This window comes from uncultured Duncaniella sp., from assembly GCF_910577345.1.
Taxonomy (GTDB): domain Bacteria; phylum Bacteroidota; class Bacteroidia; order Bacteroidales; family Muribaculaceae; genus Duncaniella.
The window spans coordinates 36,185-61,960 of sequence record NZ_CAJTMT010000015.1 but is presented as its reverse complement, the minus strand read 5'-3'; the positions used below and the strand labels follow the sequence as shown (position 1 = coordinate 61,960).

The 25,776-nt window shown below is 52.5% G+C and carries 23 protein-coding genes; 21 read left to right on the top strand and 2 right to left on the bottom strand.

What is annotated here, in order from left to right:
- Positions 1-31 precede the first annotated feature (31 nt).
- From QZ310_RS08180 to QZ310_RS08170, 3 genes are all read left to right on the top strand, one after another.
- Positions 32-1,051, top strand: coding sequence for an efflux RND transporter periplasmic adaptor subunit (locus tag QZ310_RS08180; RefSeq protein WP_297072016.1), 1,020 nt, complete (start codon positions 32-34; stop codon positions 1,049-1,051).
- A gap of 84 nt (positions 1,052-1,135) precedes the next feature.
- Positions 1,136-2,290 (top strand): ABC transporter permease, encoded by a 1,155-nt coding sequence (locus tag QZ310_RS08175; RefSeq protein WP_297072015.1) that lies wholly within the window; start codon positions 1,136-1,138, stop codon positions 2,288-2,290.
- Positions 2,291-2,325: 35 nt separating this feature from the next.
- The gene (locus QZ310_RS08170) at positions 2,326-3,519 is read left to right on the top strand and encodes an ABC transporter permease (protein WP_297072014.1); all 1,194 of its coding nucleotides are present in this window, start codon (positions 2,326-2,328) and stop codon (positions 3,517-3,519) included.
- 290 nt (positions 3,520-3,809) lie between these two features.
- On the opposite strand, the gene QZ310_RS08165 is transcribed toward QZ310_RS08170, so the two are convergent.
- On the bottom strand, positions 3,810-4,874 hold the full coding sequence (locus tag QZ310_RS08165; protein ID WP_297072037.1) for a DUF4421 domain-containing protein: 1,065 nt from the start codon (positions 4,872-4,874) through the stop codon (positions 3,810-3,812).
- Positions 4,875-5,099: 225 nt separating this feature from the next.
- Here QZ310_RS08165 and QZ310_RS08160 point away from each other — a divergent pair, with 225 nt between their 5' ends.
- From QZ310_RS08160 to QZ310_RS08085, 16 genes are all read left to right on the top strand, one after another.
- Entirely contained in the window at positions 5,100-6,896 is a 1,797-nt protein-coding gene (locus tag QZ310_RS08160; protein ID WP_297072013.1) for a hypothetical protein, read from the top strand.
- Between the two features lie 218 nt (positions 6,897-7,114).
- Positions 7,115-7,330, top strand: coding sequence for a hypothetical protein (locus QZ310_RS08155; protein WP_297072012.1), 216 nt, complete (start codon positions 7,115-7,117; stop codon positions 7,328-7,330).
- A 184-nt stretch (positions 7,331-7,514) separates the two neighbouring features.
- Entirely contained in the window at positions 7,515-9,311 is a 1,797-nt protein-coding gene (gene rpsA / locus QZ310_RS08150; protein WP_297072011.1) for a 30S ribosomal protein S1, read from the top strand.
- A gap of 209 nt (positions 9,312-9,520) precedes the next feature.
- Positions 9,521-10,096: a hypothetical protein gene (locus QZ310_RS08145; RefSeq protein ID WP_297072010.1), complete on the top strand. Its 576-nt coding sequence runs from the start codon at positions 9,521-9,523 to the stop codon at positions 10,094-10,096.
- An 87-nt stretch (positions 10,097-10,183) separates the two neighbouring features.
- Positions 10,184-12,748 (top strand): hypothetical protein, encoded by a 2,565-nt coding sequence (locus QZ310_RS08140; protein WP_297072009.1) that lies wholly within the window; start codon positions 10,184-10,186, stop codon positions 12,746-12,748.
- Positions 12,732-13,331, top strand: coding sequence for a hypothetical protein (locus QZ310_RS08135; protein ID WP_297072008.1), 600 nt, complete (start codon positions 12,732-12,734; stop codon positions 13,329-13,331). The genes QZ310_RS08140 and QZ310_RS08135 overlap by 17 nt, the downstream gene beginning before the upstream one ends.
- Positions 13,332-13,364: 33 nt before the next feature.
- The gene (xerD, locus tag QZ310_RS08130; RefSeq protein WP_297072007.1) at positions 13,365-14,291 is read left to right on the top strand and encodes a site-specific tyrosine recombinase XerD; all 927 of its coding nucleotides are present in this window, start codon (positions 13,365-13,367) and stop codon (positions 14,289-14,291) included.
- A 270-nt stretch (positions 14,292-14,561) separates the two neighbouring features.
- Positions 14,562-15,032: a transcription elongation factor GreA gene (gene greA, locus QZ310_RS08125; RefSeq protein WP_297072006.1), complete on the top strand. Its 471-nt coding sequence runs from the start codon at positions 14,562-14,564 to the stop codon at positions 15,030-15,032.
- Between the two features lie 25 nt (positions 15,033-15,057).
- Positions 15,058-15,468 (top strand): HIT family protein, encoded by a 411-nt coding sequence (locus QZ310_RS08120; RefSeq protein WP_297072005.1) that lies wholly within the window; start codon positions 15,058-15,060, stop codon positions 15,466-15,468.
- Between the two features lie 13 nt (positions 15,469-15,481).
- Positions 15,482-16,366 carry a 1,4-dihydroxy-2-naphthoate octaprenyltransferase gene (menA, locus tag QZ310_RS08115; protein WP_297072004.1) on the top strand — a complete coding sequence of 295 codons (885 nt, stop codon included), beginning with the start codon at positions 15,482-15,484 and terminating at the stop codon, positions 16,364-16,366.
- Between the two features lie 88 nt (positions 16,367-16,454).
- Entirely contained in the window at positions 16,455-16,745 is a 291-nt protein-coding gene (locus QZ310_RS08110) for a septum formation initiator family protein (protein ID WP_297072003.1), read from the top strand.
- Positions 16,738-17,139 (top strand): hypothetical protein, encoded by a 402-nt coding sequence (locus tag QZ310_RS08105; protein WP_297072002.1) that lies wholly within the window; start codon positions 16,738-16,740, stop codon positions 17,137-17,139. Before QZ310_RS08110 ends, QZ310_RS08105 begins: the two co-directional genes overlap by 8 nt.
- A 94-nt stretch (positions 17,140-17,233) precedes the next feature.
- Entirely contained in the window at positions 17,234-17,971 is a 738-nt protein-coding gene (locus QZ310_RS08100; protein ID WP_297072001.1) for a type III pantothenate kinase, read from the top strand.
- Positions 17,961-19,205 (top strand): hypothetical protein, encoded by a 1,245-nt coding sequence (locus QZ310_RS08095; RefSeq protein ID WP_297072000.1) that lies wholly within the window; start codon positions 17,961-17,963, stop codon positions 19,203-19,205. Before QZ310_RS08100 ends, QZ310_RS08095 begins: the two co-directional genes overlap by 11 nt.
- Before the next feature lie 19 nt (positions 19,206-19,224).
- Complete coding sequence (lptC, locus tag QZ310_RS08090) at positions 19,225-19,920, top strand: LPS export ABC transporter periplasmic protein LptC (protein ID WP_297071999.1); 696 nt, start codon at positions 19,225-19,227, stop codon at positions 19,918-19,920.
- Positions 19,917-21,200 carry a hemolysin family protein gene (locus QZ310_RS08085; protein ID WP_297071998.1) on the top strand — a complete coding sequence of 428 codons (1,284 nt, stop codon included), beginning with the start codon at positions 19,917-19,919 and terminating at the stop codon, positions 21,198-21,200. Before lptC ends, QZ310_RS08085 begins: the two co-directional genes overlap by 4 nt.
- A gap of 350 nt (positions 21,201-21,550) precedes the next feature.
- Here the strand turns inward: QZ310_RS08085 and QZ310_RS08080 are convergent, their stop codons facing one another.
- Positions 21,551-23,281, bottom strand: a complete 1,731-nt coding sequence (locus QZ310_RS08080) for a 1-deoxy-D-xylulose-5-phosphate synthase (RefSeq protein WP_297072036.1) — start codon at positions 23,279-23,281, stop codon at positions 21,551-21,553.
- A gap of 169 nt (positions 23,282-23,450) precedes the next feature.
- Here QZ310_RS08080 and xseA point away from each other — a divergent pair, with 169 nt between their 5' ends.
- A complete protein-coding gene (gene xseA / locus QZ310_RS08075) occupies positions 23,451-24,749 on the top strand; it encodes an exodeoxyribonuclease VII large subunit (protein WP_297071997.1) in 1,299 nt (432 codons plus the stop codon).
- A 90-nt stretch (positions 24,750-24,839) separates the two neighbouring features.
- Positions 24,840-25,247 carry a hypothetical protein gene (locus tag QZ310_RS08070; protein ID WP_297071996.1) on the top strand — a complete coding sequence of 136 codons (408 nt, stop codon included), beginning with the start codon at positions 24,840-24,842 and terminating at the stop codon, positions 25,245-25,247.
- Positions 25,248-25,776: the final 529 nt, after the last annotated feature.

The following is a 25,776-nucleotide window of genomic DNA, read 5'->3' as shown; positions in this document are numbered from 1 at the left end:
AGAAAAATCAACCTTATAAATCCTCTGAATCATGTCAGATACAAAGAATAGCCCCGCTGCCAATCCCGAACAGCGCGAAAACAAGATTCTCATGGTGGCCATGGGTGTCATGATGGTCATCTGTATAGTGCTTGCAATCCTCGGTTTCTGCTTCCTAAACAAGCCTAAGGAAATCGTCGAAGGTCAGGCCGATGCCACTTCCATCCGTATTTCCGGCAAGCTCCCGGGACGAGTGATGAAGATATATGTCCATGAGGGAGACCAGGTCAAGGCGGGCGACACGCTTGTCCATATCCATTCATCGCTTGCCGATGCGAAGCTGATGCAGGCCGAAGGCATGGAGACTGTGGCCCGTACGCAGAATCAGAAGGTGGATGCCGGTACCCGCAAGCAGATTGTGCAGGCCGCCCGCGACCTCGTAAGTCAGGCTGAGGCCGGGGTCGACATCACAAAGAAGACCTATACCCGAATGGAGAACCTGTTCAAGGAGGGTGTCATCTCCGAGCAGAAGCGCGATGAGGCAAAAGCTGCCTACGATGCCGCTGTGGCTGCCCACAAGGCTGCCCAGAGCCAGCTCGACCTCGCAGTTTCGGGTGCGCAGAAAGAGGATAAGGAGAGTGCTGCCGCGCTGGTCGATGTGGCCAAGGGCGGAGTGGCTGAGGTACAGAGCCTTCTCGAAGACCAGTATCTCATTGCTCCCTGCGACGGTCAGATTGATGCTGTCTATCCCGAGGAGAGCGAACTCGTCTCATTGGGTGCGCCTATCATGAGCCTCCTCAAACTGAAAGACAAATGGGTCACCTTCAATGTCCGCGAGGAGTTGCTCAACGACATGCCGATGGGTGGAGAAATCGAAATCATGATTCCCGCTCTTGACCAAAAGAAGGTGAAGGCAAAGATCTACTATATCCGCGACCTCGGCAGCTATGCAACATGGCAGGCCACCAAGGCTACCGGCCAGTGGGACAGCAAGACCTTCGAGGTCAAGGCCCGCACCATCGACACCATTCCGGCACTGCGCCCCGGCATGAGTGTGGTCTACTTCAAATAATATATGGTCATACAGAGGTTGCGGTACAGGCCGGGAATCCCCCGTCATATCAGCCGCAACACTCTCTAAAAACTTGTAACAGCCATGCTCTTACAGATAATAAAACGCGAACTCCGCCGGATCACATCACGCAAGATATACATTGTCATGATGCTGATCGTGCCCCTCGGCTTCACCTTCTTCTTCCTGAACCTGATGAATGAAGGATTGCCGTTGAAGATTCCTGTGGGTATGGTCGACATGGACCATACGTCCCTCTCGCGTCAGGTGGGCCGTGCGCTCAATGCCAGTGAGCTCATCGACATCTCGGCTGCGCCACAGGACTTCCATGAGGCGATGAGGCAGGTGAAGAGCGGTGAGACCTACGGGTTCTTCTATATCCCGCGTGAATTTCAGAAGCAATCCCTCTCCGGGGAGACCCCCACACTCTCCTTCTACTCCAACATGACAATCTTTGTCCCCGGTTCGCTTTCGTTCAAGGGCTTCAAGACCATCGCCGTCACTACGAGCGGTGGAATTGTCAAGACCACCCTCGTCGGGCTGGGAGTAGGGGAGAACCTGGCCGGTTCGCTTCTGCAACCGGTGGTCATACGGTCGCATCCGCTCAACAACCCCTGGCTCAACTATTCTATCTACCTCTCTCAGTCGTTCATTCCCTGTCTGCTTGCGCTCGTCGTTCTCCTTATGACTGTGTTCAGCATCTGTCAGGAGAAGAAGGCCGGGACATCAGTCGAATGGCTTGCCATGGCTAAGGGTAACATGGCCGTTGCGCTTCTCGGAAAGCTACTGCCGCAGACAGTGATATTCACAATAGTGGGAGTGACGATGCAGGCGATAATGTTCGGCTTCATGCACTTCCCGATGAACTGCCATCCGCTCAACATGATTTTTGCGATGCTCCTGTTGGTCATGGCCTCGCAGGCGTTCGCTACATTCATCGCCGAGATGCTTCCCAATCTCCGCATTGGCATGAGCATCGTGTCGCTCACGGGTATCCTCTGCTTCTCGGTGGCCGGATTCTCATTCCCGGTTGAAAAGATGTATGGCGGAGTGGCCATCTTCTCCTACCTTGTCCCCATCCGTTACTACTTCCTGATTTATATTGACCAGGCGCTCAACGGAATTCCTTTCTACTATTCACGATTCTACTATATTGCCCTTCTTGCCTTCCTGCTTCTCCCCGTGCTGGGACTGCGACGTCTTGCCAAGCAACTCGCACATCCCGTCTATGTGGCATGATCATCGTCCGAAGGTGCTGATAAAGATACGCTCCTATGAACTGGTTTAAAAGTCTATTCAGAGTCTGGCGACGGGAAACACGCCTTGTGTTTACCGATGTGGGTGTGCTTCTGTTTTTCTTCGCGCTGCCCATCGCATATCCTGTCGTCTACACGCTCATATATAATCCCGAGATTGTGAAGAAAATCGACACCGTTGTGGTTGATCATTCGCGCAGCTCGGAGAGCCGTGAGCTCGTGCGGGAGCTCGGTGCCTCGCAGTCTATAAATGTCATCGGCTACGCTTCCGACCTCAATGAGGCGAAGCGCGCATGGCATGAGAAGAAATGCTACGGCCTTGTGGAGATTCCTGCTGACTATGCCACCTGTATCGGACGCGGAGAGCAGACTGTGGTGCAGTTCTACAGCGACATCTCGCTGCTGCTGCGCTATCGCCAGTATCTCACATCAATCACCGATGTGCAGATGAACGAGACCATGCGCATCACATCCGACCGCCTTGCCATGGGGGGATTGCTTACAAGCAATATCCACGGTCTTCCCGTAAACTCACAGGCTAATTTCCTCGGCGACGTGACCCAGGGTTTCGCATCCTTCGTCATGCCGGGTATAGTCGTGCTCATACTTCAGCAGAGTATGCTCTTAGGTATCACGATGATTGCCGGAACTGCGCGTGACCGCCGTCGCAAGAATGGTGGCATTGACCCTCTCGACTATAATGCCGGACCGCTCGCCACGGTGCTTGGAAAATCGCTGTGCTACATGATGGTCTATCTTCCGCTCAGCTACTATATCCTTGAGATCATACCCTATATGTTTGCGCTTCCCCACGTCGGGACTTTCTGGAACTTCATGCCGGTGGTGTTTGTGGTACTTTTGGCTACAACTTTCCTCGGACAGACCATACAGGTGTTTGTGCGCGAGCGCGAGACGAGTCTGCTTGTGGTGGTCTTCACTTCGGTTGTGTTCCTCTTCCTCTCGGGACTCACATGGCCGCGCTATGCTTTCAATAAGTTCTGGTATATGATTTCCGAGCTCATTCCGTCGACCCTCGGCATTGAGGCGCTCATCCGCATCAACAGCAACGGTTCGACCATTTCGGATCTCGGGTCGTATTACTACGGATTGTGGATATTGGCCGGCATATATTTCATCACCGCACTTCTCCTGCGCTACTTCGCCACCCGCCCGCTCAACCCCCATACCTCCACCGAGAATGCAAGGGTGTAAATGCCGGAAGGGTACATAAGGTTTCGGCCGGAAGGGTACATAGGGTTTCGGTCGGAAGGGTACATAAGGACATAAGGCCAGAAGGGACATAAGGATTTTTCAGCTATTCGAACTACTGGAATAAAAATCAGCTATTCGAACTACTGGAATAAAAATCAGCTATTCGAATTACTGAAATAAAAATTCGGATTATTGAATAAACTTATGTCCCTTCTGGCCTTATGTCCTTATGTACCCTTCCGGCCGAAACCTTATGTACCCTTCCTGCAACTTCCTTGGATATATATTCGTTAGAATCTCATTCCGACTATGAGGTTGAGGGAGGAGAAGGTGCTGAAGTGGGTGAAGCTTGAATTGTAGTAGAGGGAGCCGTGGGAGCGGACCTGTGCCGACGCGAAAAGCGCACCGTGGTTGTAGACACAGCTGAGCGACAGCCTGTAGCTGTTGGCAAGCATGTTGCGCACCCCGTCAGTCGCGTCCTCGTATGTGCGTTTGTAGCCGAGAGCGCCCATCACCGTCATGTTGAGCAGCCATCTGCGCGGTTTCAATACCCAGTTTCGCGCATAGCCACCGAGCACAGCGATGTCTCGGTAGTGGAAAGTGTAGCTCGGATTGTCGAGCGGAAGGGCTTGCAACATATCCGGTGGGAGATTCTCGAAGTTCATGTGGATGTTCTGTTCTCCGAGATTTATGCCCGCGATGGCCGTTCCGGCTGTGCGGAGCTGATATTTTGAAAATGTATAGGCCGCCGCGTGGGAATACTTGTAATGGTTGAAGAAATAGTATGCGTCGAGATTGGTAGTGGTGATGTTTACGTCGTCGAAATCGTAGTGGATGTTTTTACCGTCGTTGAAATCACCGAAACGGGTCAGTATCATACCTCCCTCGGATGATACCTTGCTGTAGTTGATGAAGAAGCGGGAGCAGGTGAAGTCGAAATTGAATGTATGGCGCTTGGTGTCGCGGTCAAAGAGCTTATCCATGTTCCACATGTAGCCTATGCTGACCGCCATGAAGCTCAGGTAGCCGCCCGCGTCAGAAAAAAGGTTGGAGTGCATGTTGATGAGCGAGTTTTTCGGAAAGAGCATTGTCTGCGTCTCGATCCATCCGTAGCCCTTGCCCTGCAGCTTCCAGTTTTTGCCGGTTCCGACGACATAGTTGGTATCGTAGGAGTTGAAGGTCTTGTCGCCCCAGTTGTAGACATTGAGGGCGAAGCGGGGAAATGCCGGATAACATACGGTTGTGTCGTGGATTCGGAAGCCGTTGTCGATGAGCTGGCGTATCCATCGGGTGGAACTTTTCGGCATCGTGTCACACGGATTGCACTGCGCATGACTCTCCACACCCATGATCATTGACAAGACCATGCATGACACAATAATAATATGTCTCGCGAAATATCTCAGCATAGTGTTGAAATGGAAGAATTGCATTTCCGCATAGAAAGCGTGCAACAAGTCAATCTCAATAATATCCCTCTAAATCTACTGCAAAATTAGCGAAAAATCTTGCAACTTGTCAGGCTTTATGGTAAATTTGCTAAATCTATGGCCTATACGCCTAATATATACACTTGATTCATGCGCACACCAATCATTCTTCCGTTGATTCTCTGTATCCTTTTCGGGTGCATTGCCGCATCGTGCCGTGGTGGGATGGATGATTTTGACGCGCGTCTTTCGGATGTGGAGGAAATGATGGAGACCAATCCGGATTCGGCTTACAGAATGCTCCAAGATGGTTCGATGGTAGAACTTATGCACAGAGGCTCGAAACGCCAATATGCCTTGTTTTGCCTACTGTTGGTCAAATCAAAATTGGCGGTGTCCAAGGAGATTCAGGATGCCTATCATCTCAGCATGGCATTGGACTATTTCGAAGAGGAGGGCCCATCTGTGAACTATGCGGAGGCATTGCTGCTCCAAAGTTATTTCTTTAGAAGTCAAGGCGGATATGCTTTCGCGGTAGTTCCGGCCATGCAGGCATATCGCATGGCTGAGTTTTTGAACGACATGCGTCTTAAGGCAAGCGCTGCCGAGGAGGTGGCCGCTATCTATCGCGATACGCACCATCCGGTGGATGCTGAGAAATATAGCCGGCTCGCATCGGAATCTTACGGGAAGACGGGTGATGGTCATGCTCTCCTCGTTTCCAAAGCGAAATTGGCTTTTGATTGTGTCCACTCCTATTGGCCTTCGGAGTGCGGGGAACTTCTTGCGGAAATAGATTCCGTTGGTGTGGATAGTGACGAGCTGAAGAGTCTTGTAGCCGAGGCGTATATGCTTATGTATATGAGCAAGGGGGAATATGAGAAAGTGGAGGCTTACGGGGACACGGTTTTGATGTATGGCCCGATTTTGCGCTCACGTTCCGAAGTCTATTCGGAGCTTGCCGGAGTGAAGATGGAATTAGGCCGATTCGGAGAGGCGGACTCATTGCTTGACTCAGCGTTTGCCGGTCTCGGAAGCCTGAATGATTCATTGTGTTATTATTCTGTCCTCGGCGAGTTGCGGCAAAAAAGAGGCGACCACCATGCTGCATTCGAGTGTCTGGAAAAGGAAAACTCTATTATGAGCGAATTGCGGAAAGATGAGGGGCGTGTCTTCCTGATGCAGAGCATGGGGATTGAAGATCAACTTGAAAAAGCGGTCGCGCGCGATGGCAGGTATAAAAGGATGCTGAAGGCATCTTTGGTTTTGCTTGGTGTTGTGTTTGTGGGTGCTATTCTGCTCTATATCTATATGGTGCGGAAGAAGAGGGCTGAAATGGGACGGCAAATGGCCGAGATAATCCTTCTGTCACGGAAATTGGAAGGAACGGCCGAGGATAATGCATCCCTTTCAATCAAGTTGGCCACACGTCAGCAGAAGGTGGACCGTCTGTCATCACGCTTATCGAGCCGTGAGAATGAGATTGGAGGTCTTGTTTCTGAGCTGGAGTTCAACAAGGCGGAAAACGTAAAGCTCGCCCGGCTTGTCGATGGTCTGCTGCGCAGCCGTTTCTCGCATCTGAATGCCATCATCAGCGAGTATGCGCGCCAGCAGGAATCGGAGGATGATTATAAGATATTCTACAAAAATGTGGCCTACGAACTTGACAAGCTCAGGCAACCGAAAAGCTTTCAGGAAATCGAACGCATGGTTGATGAGTGTAAGGATGGAATCATCGCCAAAATCCGGACGCAGCTACCGGGACTGAGGGAGAAGGATGTGACTTTTATCACTCTTTCCATTGCCGGATTGAGCGCCCGTGCGATTGGTCTCTTCCTTGGCGTTCATCCCAATTCGACCTACAAGCGGAGAAGGCAGTTGATTAAATATATCTCAGAATCCAATGCTCCGGACAAGGATTGGTTTGTCGATGAATTGGATATTTGATTGGTATTCAGTGCTTTAATTGCTGTTTAGCGAACAGCTTGATTGTCAGCGGATTAATGATGGATTAAAATCTGTTGTGTATGGTGGTCGCTAATATATTGATACTTAATCAGTTATATGCGGAGCGGATTAAAATAAATCAATTGCGAAATTGGGATTATTCATCATTGACTATCTAACTTTGCGTTGGATAATAACCAATTTAAAATATGATAGTTATGGAATACATTGGATTAGGTCTATTATGGCTCCTTGCTTTGGTGATGGCATTCGGGCCGATGGTCTATGGCATCAGTCTTTGTCTTAAAAACGACCGTCTGTCGGGGACAATGAAAAATCTCTGGTGCCTGGCTTTTATATTTTCAAGTTTCATGGCCTTGGTGGTGTATCTGTCGCTCTACAAATCGCAGCCTGATTCCGAGGATGACTGCTGAAAAGCCCTCTGTGGTTCGTTCAGATGTCGGTTTCGGATTGTCGTGGGGTAAATTGTTGAAAACTTGCTGAAAAATCCGTTGCTTAACCGCTTGTGGATTCGAATTTTATTGCTACCTTTGCAGCGCTTTGCGGGTTCGCGCCCGCGAGCGTAGAATTAACCTTATTTATTAACCCCATTTTTTAATGACTGAAGAAGTAAAAAACTCCCCGATCGCTGACTTCGATTGGGAAGCCTACGCAAACGGTGAGACCAAGGGTGAAAAGACCCGTGAGGAACTCACCAAAACCTATGATGAATCGCTCAACACCGTGCGTGACAAGGACGTAATCGAAGGTACCATCATCTCGCTCAACAAGCGTGAGGCAGTGGTTAACATCGGCTACAAGAGCGACGGCATCATCCCCATGAGCGAATTCCGCTACAACCCCGACATCAAGGTGGGCGACACCGTTGAAGTCTTCATCGAAAACCAGGAAGACAAAAAAGGCCAGCTCATCCTTTCTCACCGCAAAGCCCGTGCAGCCCGCTCTTGGGACCGCATCAACGAGGCTCTCGAGAAAGACGAAGTCATCAAGGGCTACATCAAGTGCCGCACCAAGGGTGGCATGATTGTCGACGTATTCGGCATCGAAGCCTTCCTCCCCGGCTCACAGATTGACGTTAAGCCCATCCGCGACTACGACATCTTCGTTGGCAAGACAATGGAGTTCAAGGTCGTGAAGATCAACCAAGAATTCAAGAACGTGGTTGTCAGCCACAAGGCACTCATCGAAGCCGAACTCGAGCAGCAGAAGCGCGAAATCATCGCCAAGCTCGAGAAGGGTCAGGTGCTCGAAGGTTCTGTCAAGAACATCACCAGCTACGGTGTGTTCATCGACCTCGGCGGCGTAGACGGCCTCATCCACATTACTGACCTCTCCTGGGGCCGCGTAAGCCACCCCGAGGAAGTTGTTCAGCTCGACCAGAAGCTCAATGTCGTTATCCTCGACTTCGACGACGAGAAGAAGCGCATTGCCCTCGGTCTCAAGCAGCTCCAGCCCCATCCCTGGGATGCCCTCGACGCAAACCTCAAGGTTGGCGACAAGGTTAAGGGCCGCGTAGTAGTCATGGCTGACTACGGCGCATTCGTTGAAATCGCCCCCGGCGTTGAAGGTCTCATCCACGTCAGCGAAATGTCTTGGAGCCAGCACCTCCGCTCAGCTCAGGACTTCCTCAAAGTTGGCGACGAAATCGAAGCTGTCATCCTCACCCTCGACCGCGAGGATCGCAAGATGTCGCTCGGTCTCAAGCAGCTCAAGAACGATCCCTGGGAGAACATCGAAACCAAATACCCCGTTGGAAGCAAGCACACTGCAAAAGTGCGCAACTTCACTAACTTCGGCGTATTCGTTGAAATCGAGGAAGGCGTTGACGGTCTCATCCACATCAGCGACCTCTCTTGGACCAAGAAGGTTAAGCACCCCAGCGAGTTCACTCAGATCGGTGCTGACATCGACGTTCAGGTTCTCGAAATCGACAAGGACAACCGTCGTCTCTCTCTCGGCCACAAGCAGCTCGAAGAGAATCCCTGGGACGTATTTGAAACTGTCTTCACCGTTGGTTCAATCCACGAAGGCACCATCATCGAGATGGTTGAGAAGGGCGCAGTCATCGCTCTCCCCTACGGTGTTGAAGGCTTCGCTACTCCCAAGCACCTTGTGAAGGAAGACGGCTCTAAGGCTCAGGTTGACGAGAAGCTCAACTTCAAGGTTATCGAGTTCAACAAGGACAGCAAGCGCATCATCCTCTCCCACAGCCGCATCTTCGAAGATGAGCAGAAGGGCGAGCGCGCTGAAGCTCCCAAGAAGGCAGCCGGCAACCGTCGCGGTGGCAACCGTCGTCAGGAAGAGGCTCCCGCTCTCAACACTCCCCTTGAGAAGACCACTCTCGGCGACCTCGAGGCTCTCGCTGAACTCAAGCAGAAGTTCGCAAGCAAGTAATCGTTGAAAATATCAACCATACTTCCGGCAGGAATCGTGCAACCCACGGTTCCTGCTTTTTTTACGCCTGAGGTTTGATTGTGGCCGTGTCTGATGCGTACGGAGCGTGTCATATAGATTAAGGTATGTATTTATGGTGGTTAGCCGCTTTTTTCTTTTCAATTAAATGTGTAACTTTGCGTGTCATAAATAACCCTAAACGCGTTGACATGAAAAAGAATATCTTCATAATAATGCTTGCCGTGTTTGCCGGCATTGCAGTGGCAGCTTGTGGCGGTTCGAAGAAGAGCGAGGCCGCACCCATGGCCGAGGAGGTCGAGGTGCAGAAATCGCAGCTCGAACAGGCTCTGACTTCCGGAAATCTGAAACAGGCGTCGGTGATGGCCGACAGCATGTCGCTCTTCGTCGATGATTTCACGCCCGAACAGACCGTTCAGGTGCTGACGGCTTTCGTCACCCTCCACAATGATGCCACGAAGAAGCACGAATCGCGTCGCGACCTGGAGACACTGCGCAAATTTGTGGATGTCTACGACATTGCGCTCAGTGTCAATCCCAAGGATACCCGTGCGGCTTTCCAGAAGGCATATTCCAAGAATCCGTCGCTTGATTTCGACTCTATCGCCAAGGCTTTCCGCGCTAAACTCAGGGACTATGATGCGATGCAGGACGGTTCGCTTGTGAGTGCGCCCGAAGAGCCGGTGGATACTACTCCGGCCAAGGTTGACACTGTCCCGGCTCCCCAACCGGTCGAAATACCGCTTGAACTCCGCCCGGCGGAATAGGATACGATTCATGATTCATGATGCATAATTCATGATTCATGATTTTCTTGCACTGAAAAATTTAACTTTCATAACTCAAACCTTCCCATGCAGGATTTTTTGAAGAAATACCGCTCGATTCTCACTTTTGTAGGCGGTCTTGCAATCATAGCCATCATCGCATTCGCTTTTTTCTATCCCGATGCCTCTGAGGGCAATCAGTTGCAGCAACACGACATGCAGCAGGGTATAGCCATCGGTCAGGAGGCCAAGGCTTACGCCGAGCAGACCGGCGAAGTGTCGCGCTGGACCAATTCTCTCTTCTCCGGAATGCCCACATTCCAGATTTCACCGTCCTATCCTTCGAGCGGACTCTACAAGTGGATAAACACCGTCATGGCCCTCGGACTTCCGTCCCCCTCCTCGCTGATAGCGATGATGATGGTCGGTTTCTTCATCCTGCTTCTTGCAATGAAGATGCGCTGGTATGTGGCGCTCATCGGTGCCATAGCCTACGGATTCTCATCCTATTTTGTAATCATCATCGGTGCCGGACATATCTGGAAGTTCGTCACCCTTGCCTATATCCCCCCGACAATTGCCGGTATAATCCTCTGCTATCGTGGTCGCTATCTGCTCGGCGGTTCGCTTGCCGCTCTTTTTGCAATGATGCAGATTGCATCAAACCACGTCCAGATGACCTACTACTTCCTTTTCGTCATCCTCGGCATCGTGATTGCCTGTCTGATTTCGGCTGTCCGTGAGAAAAAGATGCGTCAGTGGGCCATCGCGACAGGCGTGCTTGTCGTTGCCGGAGGTCTGGCCGTAGCAGCCAATTCTCCGAGTCTCTATCTCACATACGAGTATGCCAAGGAGACAATGCGTGGCCGTCACAGCGAGCTTTCTTCGGGCAATCAACCCGGAACATCGGCCACTGCAGGTCTCGACAAAGACTACATCACTCAATACAGCTATCAACCCTCCGAGACCTTCTCTCTGGTCATCCCCAACGTCAAGGGCGGTGCTTCCGCAAAACCCGAGAAAGGACGTATGGTGGCCATGAGCCTCGTTGACCTCCCCGATGCACAGCAGATGGTGAACGAAGGCAAGCTCGATGCGATGCAGCAGCAATATCTCGGCTACATGAGCCAGTATTTCGGCGACCCTGAGGGAACCAACGGCCCTGTCTATGTCGGAGCCTTGATTTTCGTCTTCTTCATCCTTGGTTGCTTCATCGTGCGTGGCCCGATGAAATGGGTACTTCTCATTCTGACTGTCTTCTCCATAGTGCTTGCATGGGGTAAACATGCCATGGTATTCACTGATTTCATGCTCACGGTCGCTCCGATGTATTCCAAGTTCCGCACTGTCGAGAGTATCCTTGTCATCGCTGAGTTTACCATGCCCCTTCTTGCAGTCATGGCCCTGCAGCAGCTCCTTTCCGAGAGCAATGCCTGGGAGCGCTACCGCAAACAGGTGTGGTGGAGCTTCGGAATCACCCTTGCCATTTGCGCCATCGGTTTCTGTGTGCCGGAATTCTACGGCAGCGTCATTTCAGACAATGACCGCGAGATTGACAACTATATCACAAGCGCACTCATGCAGCAGGGCTATGATGCGTCGACCGCCCGCCAGTTCAGCCTCCAGAATCCTGCCATCTACTCGGCTGTCGAGAGTCTGCGCATCGGACTGATAAGCGCGGATGCACTGCGCAGTTTCATGATTGTGGCCATCGGAGCCTTGATTATCGCGGGATTCATGCGCGCTAAGCTTTCGGCGGGTGTGACCGCCGTCATAATCGGTGTGCTCGTGCTCGGCGACCTCTATTCTGTCAACAAGCGTTATGTCAACCATGACAGCTTCGTTGCAAAGCAGCTCATTGTGGGTGCGCCCATAGCCAAGACGCCTGTCGACGAGGCCATCCTCCAGGATACGACTATGAACTATCGAGTGCTCGATATTCCCCGCTTCAACAGTGCCGATCCGTCGTATTACCATAAGATGATTGGTGGCTACCACGCTGCGAAGCTCACCCGCTATCAGGACCTGATTGACCGTCATCTTTCACATTTCCAGCGCGGTGCGGAGACCGATGCCGACTGGAATGTGGCTAATATGCTCAATGCCCGCTATGTGGTCAGCCTTGACGGTCAGGTGCTCCGCAATCCTGAGGCTTACGGCAATGCGTGGTTTGTCGAGCATGTAGACTATGTCAACAGTCCCGATGCAGAGATGGAAGCTCTGTCATCCATCGACCCACGTTCGGTTGCCGTAGCCGACAAGAAGTTTGAATCTGTCCTCGGCCAGTCCGCCGCCGTAAATCCCGGTGATACGATTGTCGAGACCTTCTATGCTCCCAACCGCCTGAGCTACCGCAGCCACAGCACCACCGGAGGAGTAGCCGTATTCTCCGAGGTGTTCTTCCCCTGGGGATGGACAGCGACAATAGACGGAAAGCCGGCTGAAATCGGTCGCGTCGACTATGTCCTTCGTGCCATGCGCGTGCCTGCCGGAGACCATGAGATTGTCATGACATTCGATCCGCCGTCGCTCCACACGACCGATACTTTGGCAACCGTTGCCATTATACTTATATATATAGCTCTCGCTGTTGCTGCGGGGCTTGCTGTAAGGCGCTTTGCTGCCAAGAAACCCGATGGGGAAGGTAAGTAGGCTCTATCGGTCCGTCCCCGGTTTCAGACGGTTGAAACGGGCATGGCGTAGCCGTGGATTCGGCATACACTCACCATTTGCTTTCCGCTTCGTCACGACCGTTCTCAGGCAGAAAGGTGAATACTATGGCTATTCCGTGCTGCGGGAATCTTGTCCGGGAAAGCGTGAGTTCCGCAAAGCTTCGTTGCTGTTTCGCCTCGTCTGTGAGTTTATACCGGATGCGGTGATTCTTGACCCGGAGCTGGGTCCGTCCATGCAGTCGGCTGTGAGGATAGCCGATTCGCGCGTCCGTGTGCTTGCTCCCTCGGCTGTCGACGAGGCTCTGCTTCTCCCCGAGCGGGTGATGCTCGTGTGTGGTGCGTCGTTCATATATCGGACAAACGACAGGTCTTCCCGCGAATCGGAAATCATATCGACCGTGATGGATAATGGCGGGACAGTGGTAGTCTTCGGGCTTGACCGCAAGGATTTCCCAACCGTTAAATCGCGTATGAAAGGTGGAATGACCTTTACAGACAGGCATACATACATCTTTGTGAACCGTCACGATCTCCCGCGTCAGGACTTCGAAGTTAACTTTTAGACACACTCTTAAGTGAATGATAAATATCGGCCGATGCGTTCGATAGTTGATGTGGAAAAGGTCTTGCAGTCCTACCGGCTCTATCTTCAGATGGAGAAGGGGATGTCTGCCAACACCCGCGAGGCATATTGCAGGGATGTGGACAAGCTCTTGTCATATCTTGCATCGTCGGGCGTGGCTTTGCGCGACGTTACCGTCGACACCTTGCGATATTTCATCGGTGAACTCCATGACCTCGGCATCGCCGAGCGCTCTCAGGCCAGAATCGTGTCGGGAATGCGCTCGTTTTTCCGCTTTCTCAGCCTTGAAGACTATCTGAACCCGGACCCGACCGAGATGCTCGAATCGCCGAAAATCGGTCTGCATCTGCCCGAAGTGCTGACTATAGAGGAAATCAACTCAATGATAGCCGCCATCGACCCCATGAAGGCTGAGGCACAGAGAGACCGTGCGATAATGGAGACACTCTACGGTTGCGGCTTGCGTGTGAGCGAACTTGTCAACCTTGAAGTGTCGAAAATCTTTGGTGAGGAGGGCTATATTGTGGTGCGTGGCAAGGGGAACAAGGAACGCATGGTGCCCATCTCTGAGGTGGCGCTTGATGAGATTGCCGACTACCTCTTTGACCGCGATACCCTCGACATCAAGCCCGATTGTGCCAACATTCTCTTCCTCAACCGCAGGGGCGGGAAACTTACCCGCATGAGAATCTTCCAGATAGTGAAATCGCTTGCCGAGACAGCCGGAATACGCAAAAACATCTCGCCCCACACACTTCGTCACTCCTTCGCCACCCATCTTCTCGAAGGAGGAGCGAACCTCCGCGCCATCCAGCAGATGCTCGGTCATGAAAGCATCGCGACGACCCAGATTTACATTCACCTCGACAGCTCCACCCTCCGTTCCGACATCCTCACCTACCACCCCCGCAACCACCGTCCGAACCCCGAATGTCATTAGTCAATTAATGTTAAATGGATTGGGGGTTTGGATTATTGTGACTACCTTTGCAGTAGTCAACCATTAGGGTTGGCTGACTTTTTAAGACATTTGCTAATCATCGCATCCGTTAGGGTCTCGTAGCCGCAAGCCTCGGGATTCCTTATTTTTTAACTGTCCCCGGAGAAAATTCATCTCTCTTTCCTCTCGCGCCGCCATCCTTCGGGAAGGCCGGTTTAACTATGCTTAATTAACAATATAACCAAATAAAACCCAAACGTTTATACTACCATGGCTATAACTTACATGACCAAGGAAGGTTACAAGAAAAAAATGGAAGAAATCGCGTTTCTCGAATCAGTGGAACGCCCCCGCATATCTGCAGCTATCGCTGAAGCCCGTGACAAGGGCGACCTCTCGGAGAATTCCGAATATGATGCCGCCAAGGAGGCTCAGGGTATGCTTGAAATGAAGATCGCACAGCTCAAAGACCTCGTGGCCAACTCGCGTATCATCGACGAGAGCAAGCTCAACAACGAGGAAGTGCAGATTCTCAACCGCGTTAAGATTAAGAACGTGGCTAACGGCATGGTGATGGAATACACCATTGTTGCCGACTCGGAGGCTGACCTCAAGGAGAAGAAAATCGGTTCGAGCACTCCCATCGCTCAGGGCCTTCTCGGTCACAAGCTCGGCGAACAGGTTGAAATCAAGGTGCCCGCCGGTCTCATGAAGTTCGAGATTGTTGAAATCAATTTCTAATCAGACACCCCGAAAGACGAGCGTTATGGCAACAATTTTCAGCAAGATCGCAGCCGGCGAGATTCCTTCATACCGCATCGCGGCCGACGAGCGTCACTATGCCTTCCTCGACATCAATCCCGTGGCCCCCGGCCATGTGCTTGTGATTCCCCGCAAGGAGGATGACTATATCTTCAACCTTTCCGACGACGACTACTCCGCGCTGACACTCTTCGCCAAGCGTGTCGCAAAGGCCATCGAGGCTGCCATCCCCTGCAAGCGCGTGGGTGTTGCGGTCATCGGTCTTGAAGTGCCTCACACACATATCCATCTCATTCCCATCAACTCGGAAGCCGATATGGATTTTCACAACAAGACCCAGCTTCCCCCCGAAGAGATGGAGGCGATTGCCAAGAGCATTTCGGCCAAATATTCCGAACTTTATCCTGAAGATTAAAGACGGCTGCGCAATGGGCAGAAGCAAGGTAAAATGTTGGATTGAAGCGATGAGGCTCCGCACTCTCCCCGTCTCGCTTGCGGGAGTGATTTATGCGGTCGGACTGGGAATCACAACCTGGCGTTTCCGCCTCGTCCCTGCAATCCTGTGTCTGCTTTTCGCACTTCTGGCGCAGATAGCATCCAATTTCGCCAACGAATATTACGACTTCAAGCGCGGTTTTGACCGCGTCGGTCGTGACGGACCACGGCGTGGTGTGACCGAAGGTGACATCACGCCGTCGGCTATGAAAGTGGCCACCTTCGCCACCCTTGCCGTCGCATGTGCGGTCGGATGCGTGCTTGTCGCTCTCTTCGGAGAGTGGTGGATGTATGCCGTCGGGGTCCTTACGGCTCTCGGCGTCATGGCCTACAGCACAGGGCCTTATCCGCTTTCGCATCATGGGCTCGGAGAGGTTGCCGTTGTATTCTTCTTCGGCATAATTCCCGTCTGCCTCACATATATGCTGATGGGTGGCCCGTGGGGCTGGTGGCTGCTTGCCGCTTCCGTCGGAATGGGACTGATGGGCGCCAATGTGCTTATCGTGAACAATTACCGTGACATCGATGATGACCGCGCCGTCGGGAAGCAGACGCTTGCCGTAAGGCTCGGACGCAGGTCGATGGGTGCGATTTACTATGCCAACGGCATTCTTGCCGTCATCCTCACGCTTCCGGCATGGCTTGCTTCAAGCGCGTTGTGGTGGCTTGTTCCTGCCATCTATCTTGTCGGTCATACGGCCCTTTGGCTGCGTCTGACCCGCCTCAGCGGCCCGGCTCTGAATCCGATGCTTGGAATGACTGCGGTGTTGATGCTCGTCTACGCCGTAGGATTCCTGCTGACAGTCTGCCTTTCATGATTGTCCGGCCGGCTTCGGATGGAATTCTTCAATACATAAAGTAAACTCCTCAAACCCAATCACTGCCGCAGGGCAGACTCATCATACAATGAACAATTTCTACGCATGGTGTAAACGCTATCTCTCCTTCACGCTGCTTGCCTCACTGACGGTGGCGGCCCTTGTCCTTTTTGTCAATGAAAACTCGCTGATGCGCACCGTTGAGCAGGAGAGCCGTATCACGGAACTTGAAGCGGCCATAAGTGAGGCCACCGATACTCTCGAATATTACCGCAAGCTCAACCATTCGCTCGACACCGACAAGGAGACTATGGAGAGAATAGTCCGTGAACAGTACCACATGCAACATCCCGATGAAGATGTCTACATCTATGAGTAAAAAGACAAAATCCAATAATCCCTCTGTCCCGGCCGCTTCGCAGGGACGTGAGACCCTGTCGACAGTCCTTGTGACCGTCGGACTCCTTGCCATAATGGTCGCGGCTGTCCTTCCGCTTCTCCGTGTCGCTCAGGATTGGGCGCGTTATCTCTATGCCGCGGGAGCAGTCATCCTTCTTGTCGGACGTTTTGTCGCTCCGGCTGTGAAGAATGCACCTGTTCGCCTGCGCCGTCTTCTTCATATCGAGATATGGACAGCCATCATCTTCATGGTAGGCGCTGTTTTTCTCTTCCTTCCCTCCGCCGGAGCAAAAGACTGGATAGCCTTCACCCTTGCCGGTGGTTTCCTCACGCTCTACACCTCAATCATGATTCCGCGTCAGAAACTGGACTGAAAACGGAGGTGCTGTTAGCCGGAAAATCAAAAAACATCTTAATTTGCAGGGAAATTGCAGCATTTTAAGTAATTTTGCTCCCAAATCATCACAAATGGCCAATTACTTGACTATAGACCAGGGTAATTCCCAAGCGAAAATCTCGCTTTGGAATGACATGCAGCTCGTTGACACAGTCATCGAAGAGCGTCTCACACCCTCCTTTGTCGAGGATTTCGTGAACCGTCGCCCACTTTCGGGTGCCATATATTGCTCTGTGGTCCAGAATAATGGACCGGTCATCAACAAACTCAGCCATCTCGCGAGGTGTGTCTATCGCCTGAGTGCCTCGACCCCTCTGCCGATAAAAATAGGCTACGGAACCCCGCAGACCCTCGGATGTGACCGCATAGCGGCGGCCGTCGGTGCATGGAGTGAATTTCCCAGACGCAATATCCTCGTGGTCGATGCCGGAACTGCGGCTACCTACGATTTTGTCGATTCCGAGGGTGTCTACCGCGGAGGCAACATTGCCCCGGGTATCAGTATGCAGTTGAAAGCCCTCAACCACTTCACCGCGCGTCTTCCGCTCCTGCCGTTTCCGGAACACATGTCAACCCTCCACGACTCGCTCCTTGGCCATGACACTACGGAGGCCATGACCCTCGGAGCCATCTACAGCGTGGTGGCTTCAATCGGATATTATCGCAGCCGTCTCCCCGAGGACACCGTCGTGGTGCTCGGCGGTGGATGCGGCCGTCATCTTGCACCCCTCTGCGATTTTGATACCCATGTCGATGAGCATCTTGCCAGCAGAGGCTTAAACAGAATTTTGCTATACAATGAAAATTAAGACTTATCTCATCCTCGCCATTCTCGCGGTCTTCACGGCTTCAGGCCTTTCCGCCCAGAACACAACCAGTCCTTACTCGAAGTTCGGCTACGGCCTTCTCCGCGACAACGCCACATCGGCACAGCGTCAGATGGGTGGTGTCGGCTACGCAATGCGTTCCGGCCGCCAAGTCAATGTCATGAACCCTGCAGCCTACGCCGCCATGGACTCGCTGACATTCATTTTCGATATGGGTACTGACGCTTCGCTATTCTGGCGCAAGGACAACACCGGCAAGGACCATGACTGGGGTGGCGGTCTCGACTATGTGACCATGCAGTTTCCGGTCAGCAAGATAATCGGTGTCAGCGCCGGTATCCTTCCTTATTCATCGGTCGGCTATTCATTCGGCTCTGAAATCAGCAACGGTGCGTCGTCACATCAGGGCACCGGCGGTCTCAACCAGCTCTATCTCGGAGCGGGTATCATGCCGCTCAAGAACCTTTCGGTAGGTTTCAATATCAGCTACCTTTTCGGTAACATCTACAATGATGTCTATGTGGCACAGACCGGCAGCTCGACCCAGTCGCTCTTCGAGCAGGTGATGGAGGTGAAGGACTATCATCTGCAGTTCGGTCTGCAATACCGCCTGCGTCTGTCGCGCAAGAATGCAGTGACATTCGGTCTGACCTACACTCCCTCGAAAACGCTTCTCGGCAAGACGTACGTCCTCAAATATCACGATACATCCAACGCTGCCCCCGACACCATCGCCCCGGGCATCGTGAAACTCCGTGACAAATTCTCGCTTCCCGACACATGGGGTGCCGGCATCGCTTACGAGTGGAACGACCGTCTGCTTGCTGAAGTCGACTTCACCTATCAGAACTGGTCGAAGGTGAAATATAGCCAGATTGAGAACTTCTCCGCCACAAAATTCTCCAACCGTTGGCGTGTAGGCGCAGGTTTGAGCTATCAGCCTGACTACCGTGGCGGTTATTTCAAGCGTATGAGCTATCGTCTCGGCGGTTTCTACAACCGTGACTATGTGATGGTAGAGGGTAACCATGTGAAGGACTATGGTGTTTCGTGTGGTTTCGGTTTCCCGGCCTATCAGAAGACCGTCGTCAACCTCGGTTTTGAATACTCGCAGCGTCAGGCCACTCCCAATCCATTGCTGAAGGAGAAATATTTCCATATCACCCTCGGCATCAACTTCAATGAGGTCTGGTTCTTCCAGAGAAAACTGCGTTAATCCTTTTCCGGCGATTCAGATGATGAATAGTGAAGCTTCGGTCAACCGGATGCGTCTGTTGCCTTTTGTCACTGCCATTGCGATTGCTTCGGTGACGGTCGCCGTGACCGGTTGCAAGGAGAGTGATCCGGTGGGTATGGGCAACGTCGATGTGGCCCACACACCGACCATGCTGACGCGCGATGTCGAGACTCTGATTTCGGATTCCGGTGTGACGCGTTTCCGAATCGTCACACCTATCTGGTATGTCTATGACGAGGTCGAGGAGCCTTACTGGCGTTTCCCGGAAGGTCTGAATCTTGAGAAATTCGACAATTTCTTCCGCCGTGAGGCAACTGTCGAGGCCGATTCGGCAACCTATCTGAAAAACAGACAGATATGGCAGTTGGACGGGAACGTCAACATCACCAATGTGATGAACGAGAAATTCCTGACCAACCAGCTCTTCTGGGATCAGCGTCTCCACAAGCTTTACTCCGACTCATTCATCCACATCGAGCGTCCCGACAAGGTGCTTGAAGGCTACGGATTTGATTCGAACGAACAACTGACGCGCTACACAATCCGCAACGTTTCCGGTATCTTCCCTGCAAATGCGTTCCGTGGCGACGGTAAGGCTGCTCCTGCCGATGAACCGGATGTGGAAGAGGAGGAAGTCATCGATGAGGACAGCACGCAAGCTAACGACAGCATCAAAACTGCAAATACGAAATGACACTTACTGCCTGGCTTATACTATCAATAGTCTCGCTTTGCTTCTCGGCCCTCTTCTCTGGAGTCGAGATTGCATATATATCGGCTGACCGTGTCCGTGTCGGTCTTGACACAAACCGCGGCGGTTTAATCAACCGCATCATCGGCCGCTACTACTCCAATGCGGATTTCTTTATCTCCACCATCCTTGTCGGCAACAACATTGTCCTTGTCATCTACGGTATGGGTGCCGCCGCGCTTCTCGAACCGTGGATTGAGACACATGTGTCGGCGAATCAGGCTGTGATACTCATACTTCAGACACTGATTTCTACGTTGGTGATTCTGTTCACGGGCGAGTTCCTGCCAAAGTCGGTGTTCCGCATCAATCCCAACACTTCGCTGAAGATTGCTGCGCTTCCGGTCTATTTCTTCTATATCATCCTCTATCCGATAGCATGGTTCACCTCATGGCTCTCAAAGATGTTGATGAAGCTTGCCGGAATCAAAGCGGAGGATACGCGTCTGGGTGTCCTTTCGATTACCGATCTCAACGATTATCTTGAAACCAAGATTGACGACCTGGAGAATCCCCAGGAAGTGGAGGTGGAGAACGAGGTGAAGATTTTCCACAACGCCCTCGACTTCTCGACCACCCAGCTCCGCGACTGTATGGCTCCGCGCAATGAGCTTGTGGCTGTTGACATCGACTCCACTACGCGCGAAGAACTGTCGGAACTTTTCACCTCCTCGGGCCGTAGCAAGATTCTTGTCTACAAGGAGGATATTGACAATGTCGTGGGCTATGTCCACGTTTCGGAACTTTTCGATCCGCAGAGGGATTGGAAAGATAATATCAAGGAGGTGCTCTATGCTCCCGAAACTCTCCTTGCCAACACCATGATGCGCCGCTTGCTGAGCGAGAAGCGTTCGATGGCTGTCGTGGTCGATGAGTTTGGCGGTACAGCCGGACTTGTCACTCTTGAAGACCTCGTAGAAGAAATCTTCGGTGACATTCAGGATGAGCATGACAAGAATGGACTTATCGCCAATGAAGTGTCGCCGGGTGTGTTCGAGTTCTCGGGCCGAATCGAGGTGCGCACGCTCCGCGACGATTTCCGCCTCGATATTCCGGAGGATGACGAGTATCAGACCCTTGCGGGCTATATTATCCATGAGACCGGTTCGCTCCCGCAGCAGGATGAGCGAATTGAAATCGACGGCCTCATCTTCACCATCGAGGCCCGCAGCGCCACCCGCCTCGACCTTATCCGCGTCGAAACCTCAACACAGGAGGGATAATACCATCTAAGCTTAGAAAGGTACAGAAGTCGCCGCCTGAGAAGGGTACATAAGGCTTGGGCTGAGAAGGGTACATAAGGACATAAGGTCAGAAGGGACATAATAATTATAAAGATAAATATATAAAGATAAATATATAAATGACGTGAGTTCAATATGAGAACTCACGTCATTTATTTCACAATATATTGAGTCACAATATATTAAATCGCAACATATTAAGCCCCAATATATTATATTGCAATAATTTATTACGTTTCTTCTGAAATTTATTATGTCACTTCTGACCTTATGTCCTTATGTACCCTTCTCAGCCGAGCTTTCTGTACCCTTCTCAGACGGAGTATTTTCTAATCCACGAGGGAGGCGATTTGGGCGGGGGTAAGGCCGTTGGCTTTGAGGACTTCCGAGGCATCGTAGCGGTCAAGGAACTCTTTCTTGAGACCGAGGGTGACGACGTTGACAGGTGAATTGCCCAGATAGGCTGCAACCTTCTGTCCGAAGCCACCGTCGAGGATGCCGTCTTCGAGAGTGATGACAGTCTTGTAGTTTTTCAGCGAGTCAAGACACTCCGTGTCGAGTTGCGAGAGGTTTCGGGGATTGATTAGTGTGGGTTGTTTTCCCTGATTGCGCAATACAGTCGATGCCTGTGTGGCTATGCCGAAGAAATCACCGGCTCCGATGATAGCCACATCCTTGCCCTCCTCGACTATGTCGTATTTGAAGAAATCAACGTCAACGGGACGGTCGGAATGGACCACATCGCCTCCGGGAGTGCGGATGATGACGGGATAGTCCGTCTGGTCAATAGCCCAGTCGAGCATAGAGAGATATTCCTCAGCGGAGGTCGGGGCGAGGAAGACGAAATTCGGAATGTTTGACATCATCGCGATGTCGAAGAATCCGAGGTGGGTCATGTCGGGTATGCCCCATACACCTCCCGCAAAGTCCACAATCACGGCAGGGAGATTGTTGATGGCAATATCGTGCGAGAGCTGGTCGTAGGAGCGCTGGATGAAGGTCGCCATGACTCCGAACACCGGACGGCACTTGCCCTTGGCCATTCCAGCCGCGAGTGCTGTGGCTCCCTGCTCGCAGATACCTGCATCGATGAACTGTCGCCCTGCAATCTGACGGCGGTCAGGTGTGAAACCGATAGCACCCGGGGTGCCGGCGGTGATGACAGCCACCTTGGGGTCGGCGTGCATACGGATGAGCAGATGGCGTGCGAAAATGTCGGTGTAGTCCTCGCTGTCGTCGGGTGAGAGCGGAGAACCTGTCTTGAGGTTGAAGGGAGCGGTGTAGTGAAAGGCTTCCTTGTTGGCCTCGGCGACTGGCAGACCCTCGCCCTTCATTGTGTTGATGTGGACAAGGACAGCATGGTCGGCGTCGCGCGCGGCTTCAAACGCCTTGATGAGCGCCTGAAGATTGTTGCCCTCCTCGACATAGATATACTGATAGCCAAGGGCACGGAAAATATTGTTTGTGGCAGTGCCGTTGGATTTACGGAGCTGCGCGAGATGGTCGTAGAGAGCACCGTGGTTCTCGGCAATCGACATCTGATTGTCGTTGAGGATGACGATGAAGTTGCTGCCGAGGGTGGGGGCGAAGTCAAGACCTTCGAGAGCCTCGCCGCCGCCGAGGGACGCATCGCCGATGAAGGCAACGACATTCTCCTTTCCGCCTTCGAGGTCGCGTGCCTTGGCAAGACCTGCGGCAAGGGCGATGGAGGTGGAGGTATGGCCAACTTCGAAGAGGTCATAGTCGCTTTCGCGCGGACAGGTGTAGCCTGTCACGTCGTCGTAGTGCGCGGGGTCGATGAAGGCTTCGATTCGGCCTGTGAGCATCTTGTGGACGTAGCTTTGATGGCTTACGTCAAACACTATTTTATCCTTCGGAGCATCGAAGACATAGTGAAGCGCTACGGTCGCCTCGACCACACCGAGGTTTGGCCCGACGTGACCGCCGTGGGCCGAAAGCTTCTTCAGCAGGTTGGCGCGCAGCTCCTCGCTCAGATCCTTCAGCTCTGTCAGATTGAGATTCTTTATGTCGGCAGGGGAGTGGAGTGATTTAAGATCTATTTCCATAATTATATTCTGATGATTATATATGTATTGTCCGGCAATGTCTATATGACCGCATGATATTGCCACTACAAAATTAACATATCCATGATTGAAATGTTTTACCATTCGTGGAGAGATAAATACCAAAATTGCCGTAAATTTGCACAACCAAAGCCCTGAAGAAATGACAACCGACACACTGACCCTTGAAGAATTCACCGCCCGGCTCTCGTCGCTCATATCATCCGACTCATCCCTGCGCAACGTCTGGGTGACAGCCGAGACCTCGGATGTCCGCCGCGCCGCCCACTGCTATCTGGAGCTGATTCAGAAGCATCCGACAACGGGTGAGCCCGTGGCGCGTGTCCGCGCCACCATCTGGCGCTCCGCTTTCGCGCGCATCGAGAGCGATTTCATGGCTGCGACCGGAAGCCGTCTGGCAAGCGGCATGAAGGTGAGGGTGCTTGTCTCGGTCAACTATCATCCTGCCTACGGACTGTCGCTCAACATTACCGACATCGACCCTGTCTATACGATGGGCGACCTCGTGAGGCTGCGCATGGAGATTCTCTCGCGTCTGCAGAAGGAGGGAGTGTTGGAGCTGAACCGTTCGCTCGATTGGCCCGACGTCCCGTTGCGCATAGCCGTCATCTCGGCTCAGGGAGCGGCGGGCTACGGTGACTTTGTCCATCAGCTCTACACCAATCCGCGCTGCCTGCGGTTCACCACGCGTCTTTTTCCCGCACTGATGCAGGGACGCGAGGCTCCCGCATCAATCATCGCCGCGCTCGAAGATATTGCTGCCGAGGAGGAGAACTGGGACGGCGTGGTGATTATCCGTGGCGGCGGGGCCACGAGCGATCTCGCATCCTTCGAGAACTATGATCTTGCTGCCAACATCGCGCAGTTCCCATTGCCTGTCATTATAGGTATAGGCCACGAACGCGACGTGACGGTGTTGGACTATGTGGCCAACATGCGTGTCAAGACCCCGACGGCTGCGGCGGAGTGGCTTGTCAACCGTGGAAGCTGTGCGCTCGACCGCCTCGACTCGCTTGCCTCGGAGATTCACCACACGGCTTCGGCCATCATCGCCGGTTCGCGCGAGCAGCTTGCCTACATATCCGCCCGTCTGCCCTATCTTCCGCAAGTGGCCATCGACAACTGGCGCAAGCGGCTCGACCGCTCGATGCTGAAACTGGCTGAGACCGCGCGCGGGAGGCTCAGGCCGGAGCAATCGCGCCTCGACATGCTTGCCGAGCGCCTGACGGTGAGCGGTGCGGCCATCATCGAGCGCCGTCGCCACCGTCTCGATTCCATCGCCGAGCTGATAGAGGTGCTGTCGCCTGTCGCGACACTGCGCCGTGGCTATTCGATAACGCGTGTGGATGGCCGTGCCGTCGTCTCTGTCGAAGGGCTCCGACCGGGGACGGTCATTGAGACAACTCTTGCCGACGGTGTCGTAAGCTCTAACATTCTTTAATCTCCTTTAAGACGGTTGCGGGCAACCCAACGTTGCCGACGGGTGTTATAGGAGTATCACTAACCAATAAAGAATACGATTATGAGCTCCATGCAACAAAACATAGCCGACCGCGCGGGTGAACTCTCCGCACAAGCCGCAAAAGTAAGTGCCGAAGCAGCCGAAGTGGCAGCTAAGGCTCAGTTTAATGCCGACAAACAGGAAATCGAACAGACAGCCGCCGAAGCCAAGGCTCAGGCTGCCGAAAACATGGCGGAAGCCAAGGAAACATTGGCCGACAAGCTTGCAGATGCAAAGGATAATTTTGCCGACAAGATGTCTGACGCTAAGGACACGCTGTCCGACAAAATGGCCGATGCGAAGGATACGATTTCCGACAAGGTCGACGACCTGAAGGAAAAGGCTTCTCCGCTGCTCGACAAAATCAAATCGGGAGCGGCAAGCGCCCTCAATTCGATAGCCGACACGGCGTCGAATCTCGCCGACAAGCTTGATTGACACTCGCCTCGGAGGGGATGGCCGTCTCAGGGATTGCAGACAGGTATATGTGTCCATAAAGGAAACGGAAGTTACCTTGTCGCCATCTCGCGGACTCCTCCCGACCGAATTTGAAAAAGATTAGATTCTCTCTAATATCATAAATTTACACACTCATTTCCAATCCGTCCGCCCCGAATCCACCACCCGGAGCGGACGGAATTTTTTTGCTATGTACGCCCCCGGCAGAAGTGTCGCCACCCCATGTCTCGGCACGGAGTGCATATTGAAAACCACCGGTTCCAAGGCTCAAATCCTACCATAACGGTGCATGAAATCAGTCAACATCTGAAGAGGGTACAGAACGACAGAAGGTCAGAAGATACAAAAAGGTTAGTTTCAGTAAATTATACTTCTGTTGCTTTTGTCTATTATGTTCTTTTGTATCTTTTTTTCACCGTGCATGGACAGGTCTCGAAATAAGGGTGTGCTGCTGGAAGAAGCCGGGGCTTGAGAAAGAAAATCGGGCCTCTTCCGGGTTGTCCGGAAG

Excerpts from the sequence above, each read along its gene's own strand:
- QZ310_RS08180 (WP_297072016.1), top strand. The coding sequence starts at position 32 with ATGTCAGATACAAAGAATAGCCCCGCTGCCAATCCCGAACAGCGCGAA.
- QZ310_RS08175 (WP_297072015.1), top strand. The coding sequence starts at position 1,136 with ATGCTCTTACAGATAATAAAACGCGAACTCCGCCGGATCACATCACGC.
- QZ310_RS08170 (WP_297072014.1), top strand. The coding sequence starts at position 2,326 with ATGAACTGGTTTAAAAGTCTATTCAGAGTCTGGCGACGGGAAACACGC.
- QZ310_RS08165 (WP_297072037.1), bottom strand. The coding sequence starts at position 4,874 with ATGATCATGGGTGTGGAGAGTCATGCGCAGTGCAATCCGTGTGACACG.
- QZ310_RS08160 (WP_297072013.1), top strand. The coding sequence starts at position 5,100 with ATGCGCACACCAATCATTCTTCCGTTGATTCTCTGTATCCTTTTCGGG.
- QZ310_RS08155 (WP_297072012.1), top strand. The coding sequence starts at position 7,115 with ATGGAATACATTGGATTAGGTCTATTATGGCTCCTTGCTTTGGTGATG.
- rpsA (WP_297072011.1), top strand. The coding sequence starts at position 7,515 with ATGACTGAAGAAGTAAAAAACTCCCCGATCGCTGACTTCGATTGGGAA.
- QZ310_RS08145 (WP_297072010.1), top strand. The coding sequence starts at position 9,521 with ATGAAAAAGAATATCTTCATAATAATGCTTGCCGTGTTTGCCGGCATT.
- QZ310_RS08140 (WP_297072009.1), top strand. The coding sequence starts at position 10,184 with ATGCAGGATTTTTTGAAGAAATACCGCTCGATTCTCACTTTTGTAGGC.
- QZ310_RS08135 (WP_297072008.1), top strand. The coding sequence starts at position 12,732 with ATGGGGAAGGTAAGTAGGCTCTATCGGTCCGTCCCCGGTTTCAGACGG.
- xerD (WP_297072007.1), top strand. The coding sequence starts at position 13,365 with ATGCGTTCGATAGTTGATGTGGAAAAGGTCTTGCAGTCCTACCGGCTC.
- greA (WP_297072006.1), top strand. The coding sequence starts at position 14,562 with ATGGCTATAACTTACATGACCAAGGAAGGTTACAAGAAAAAAATGGAA.
- QZ310_RS08120 (WP_297072005.1), top strand. The coding sequence starts at position 15,058 with ATGGCAACAATTTTCAGCAAGATCGCAGCCGGCGAGATTCCTTCATAC.
- menA (WP_297072004.1), top strand. The coding sequence starts at position 15,482 with ATGGGCAGAAGCAAGGTAAAATGTTGGATTGAAGCGATGAGGCTCCGC.
- QZ310_RS08110 (WP_297072003.1), top strand. The coding sequence starts at position 16,455 with ATGAACAATTTCTACGCATGGTGTAAACGCTATCTCTCCTTCACGCTG.
- QZ310_RS08105 (WP_297072002.1), top strand. The coding sequence starts at position 16,738 with ATGAGTAAAAAGACAAAATCCAATAATCCCTCTGTCCCGGCCGCTTCG.
- QZ310_RS08100 (WP_297072001.1), top strand. The coding sequence starts at position 17,234 with ATGGCCAATTACTTGACTATAGACCAGGGTAATTCCCAAGCGAAAATC.
- QZ310_RS08095 (WP_297072000.1), top strand. The coding sequence starts at position 17,961 with ATGAAAATTAAGACTTATCTCATCCTCGCCATTCTCGCGGTCTTCACG.
- lptC (WP_297071999.1), top strand. The coding sequence starts at position 19,225 with ATGATGAATAGTGAAGCTTCGGTCAACCGGATGCGTCTGTTGCCTTTT.
- QZ310_RS08085 (WP_297071998.1), top strand. The coding sequence starts at position 19,917 with ATGACACTTACTGCCTGGCTTATACTATCAATAGTCTCGCTTTGCTTC.
- xseA (WP_297071997.1), top strand. The coding sequence starts at position 23,451 with ATGACAACCGACACACTGACCCTTGAAGAATTCACCGCCCGGCTCTCG.
- QZ310_RS08070 (WP_297071996.1), top strand. The coding sequence starts at position 24,840 with ATGCAACAAAACATAGCCGACCGCGCGGGTGAACTCTCCGCACAAGCC.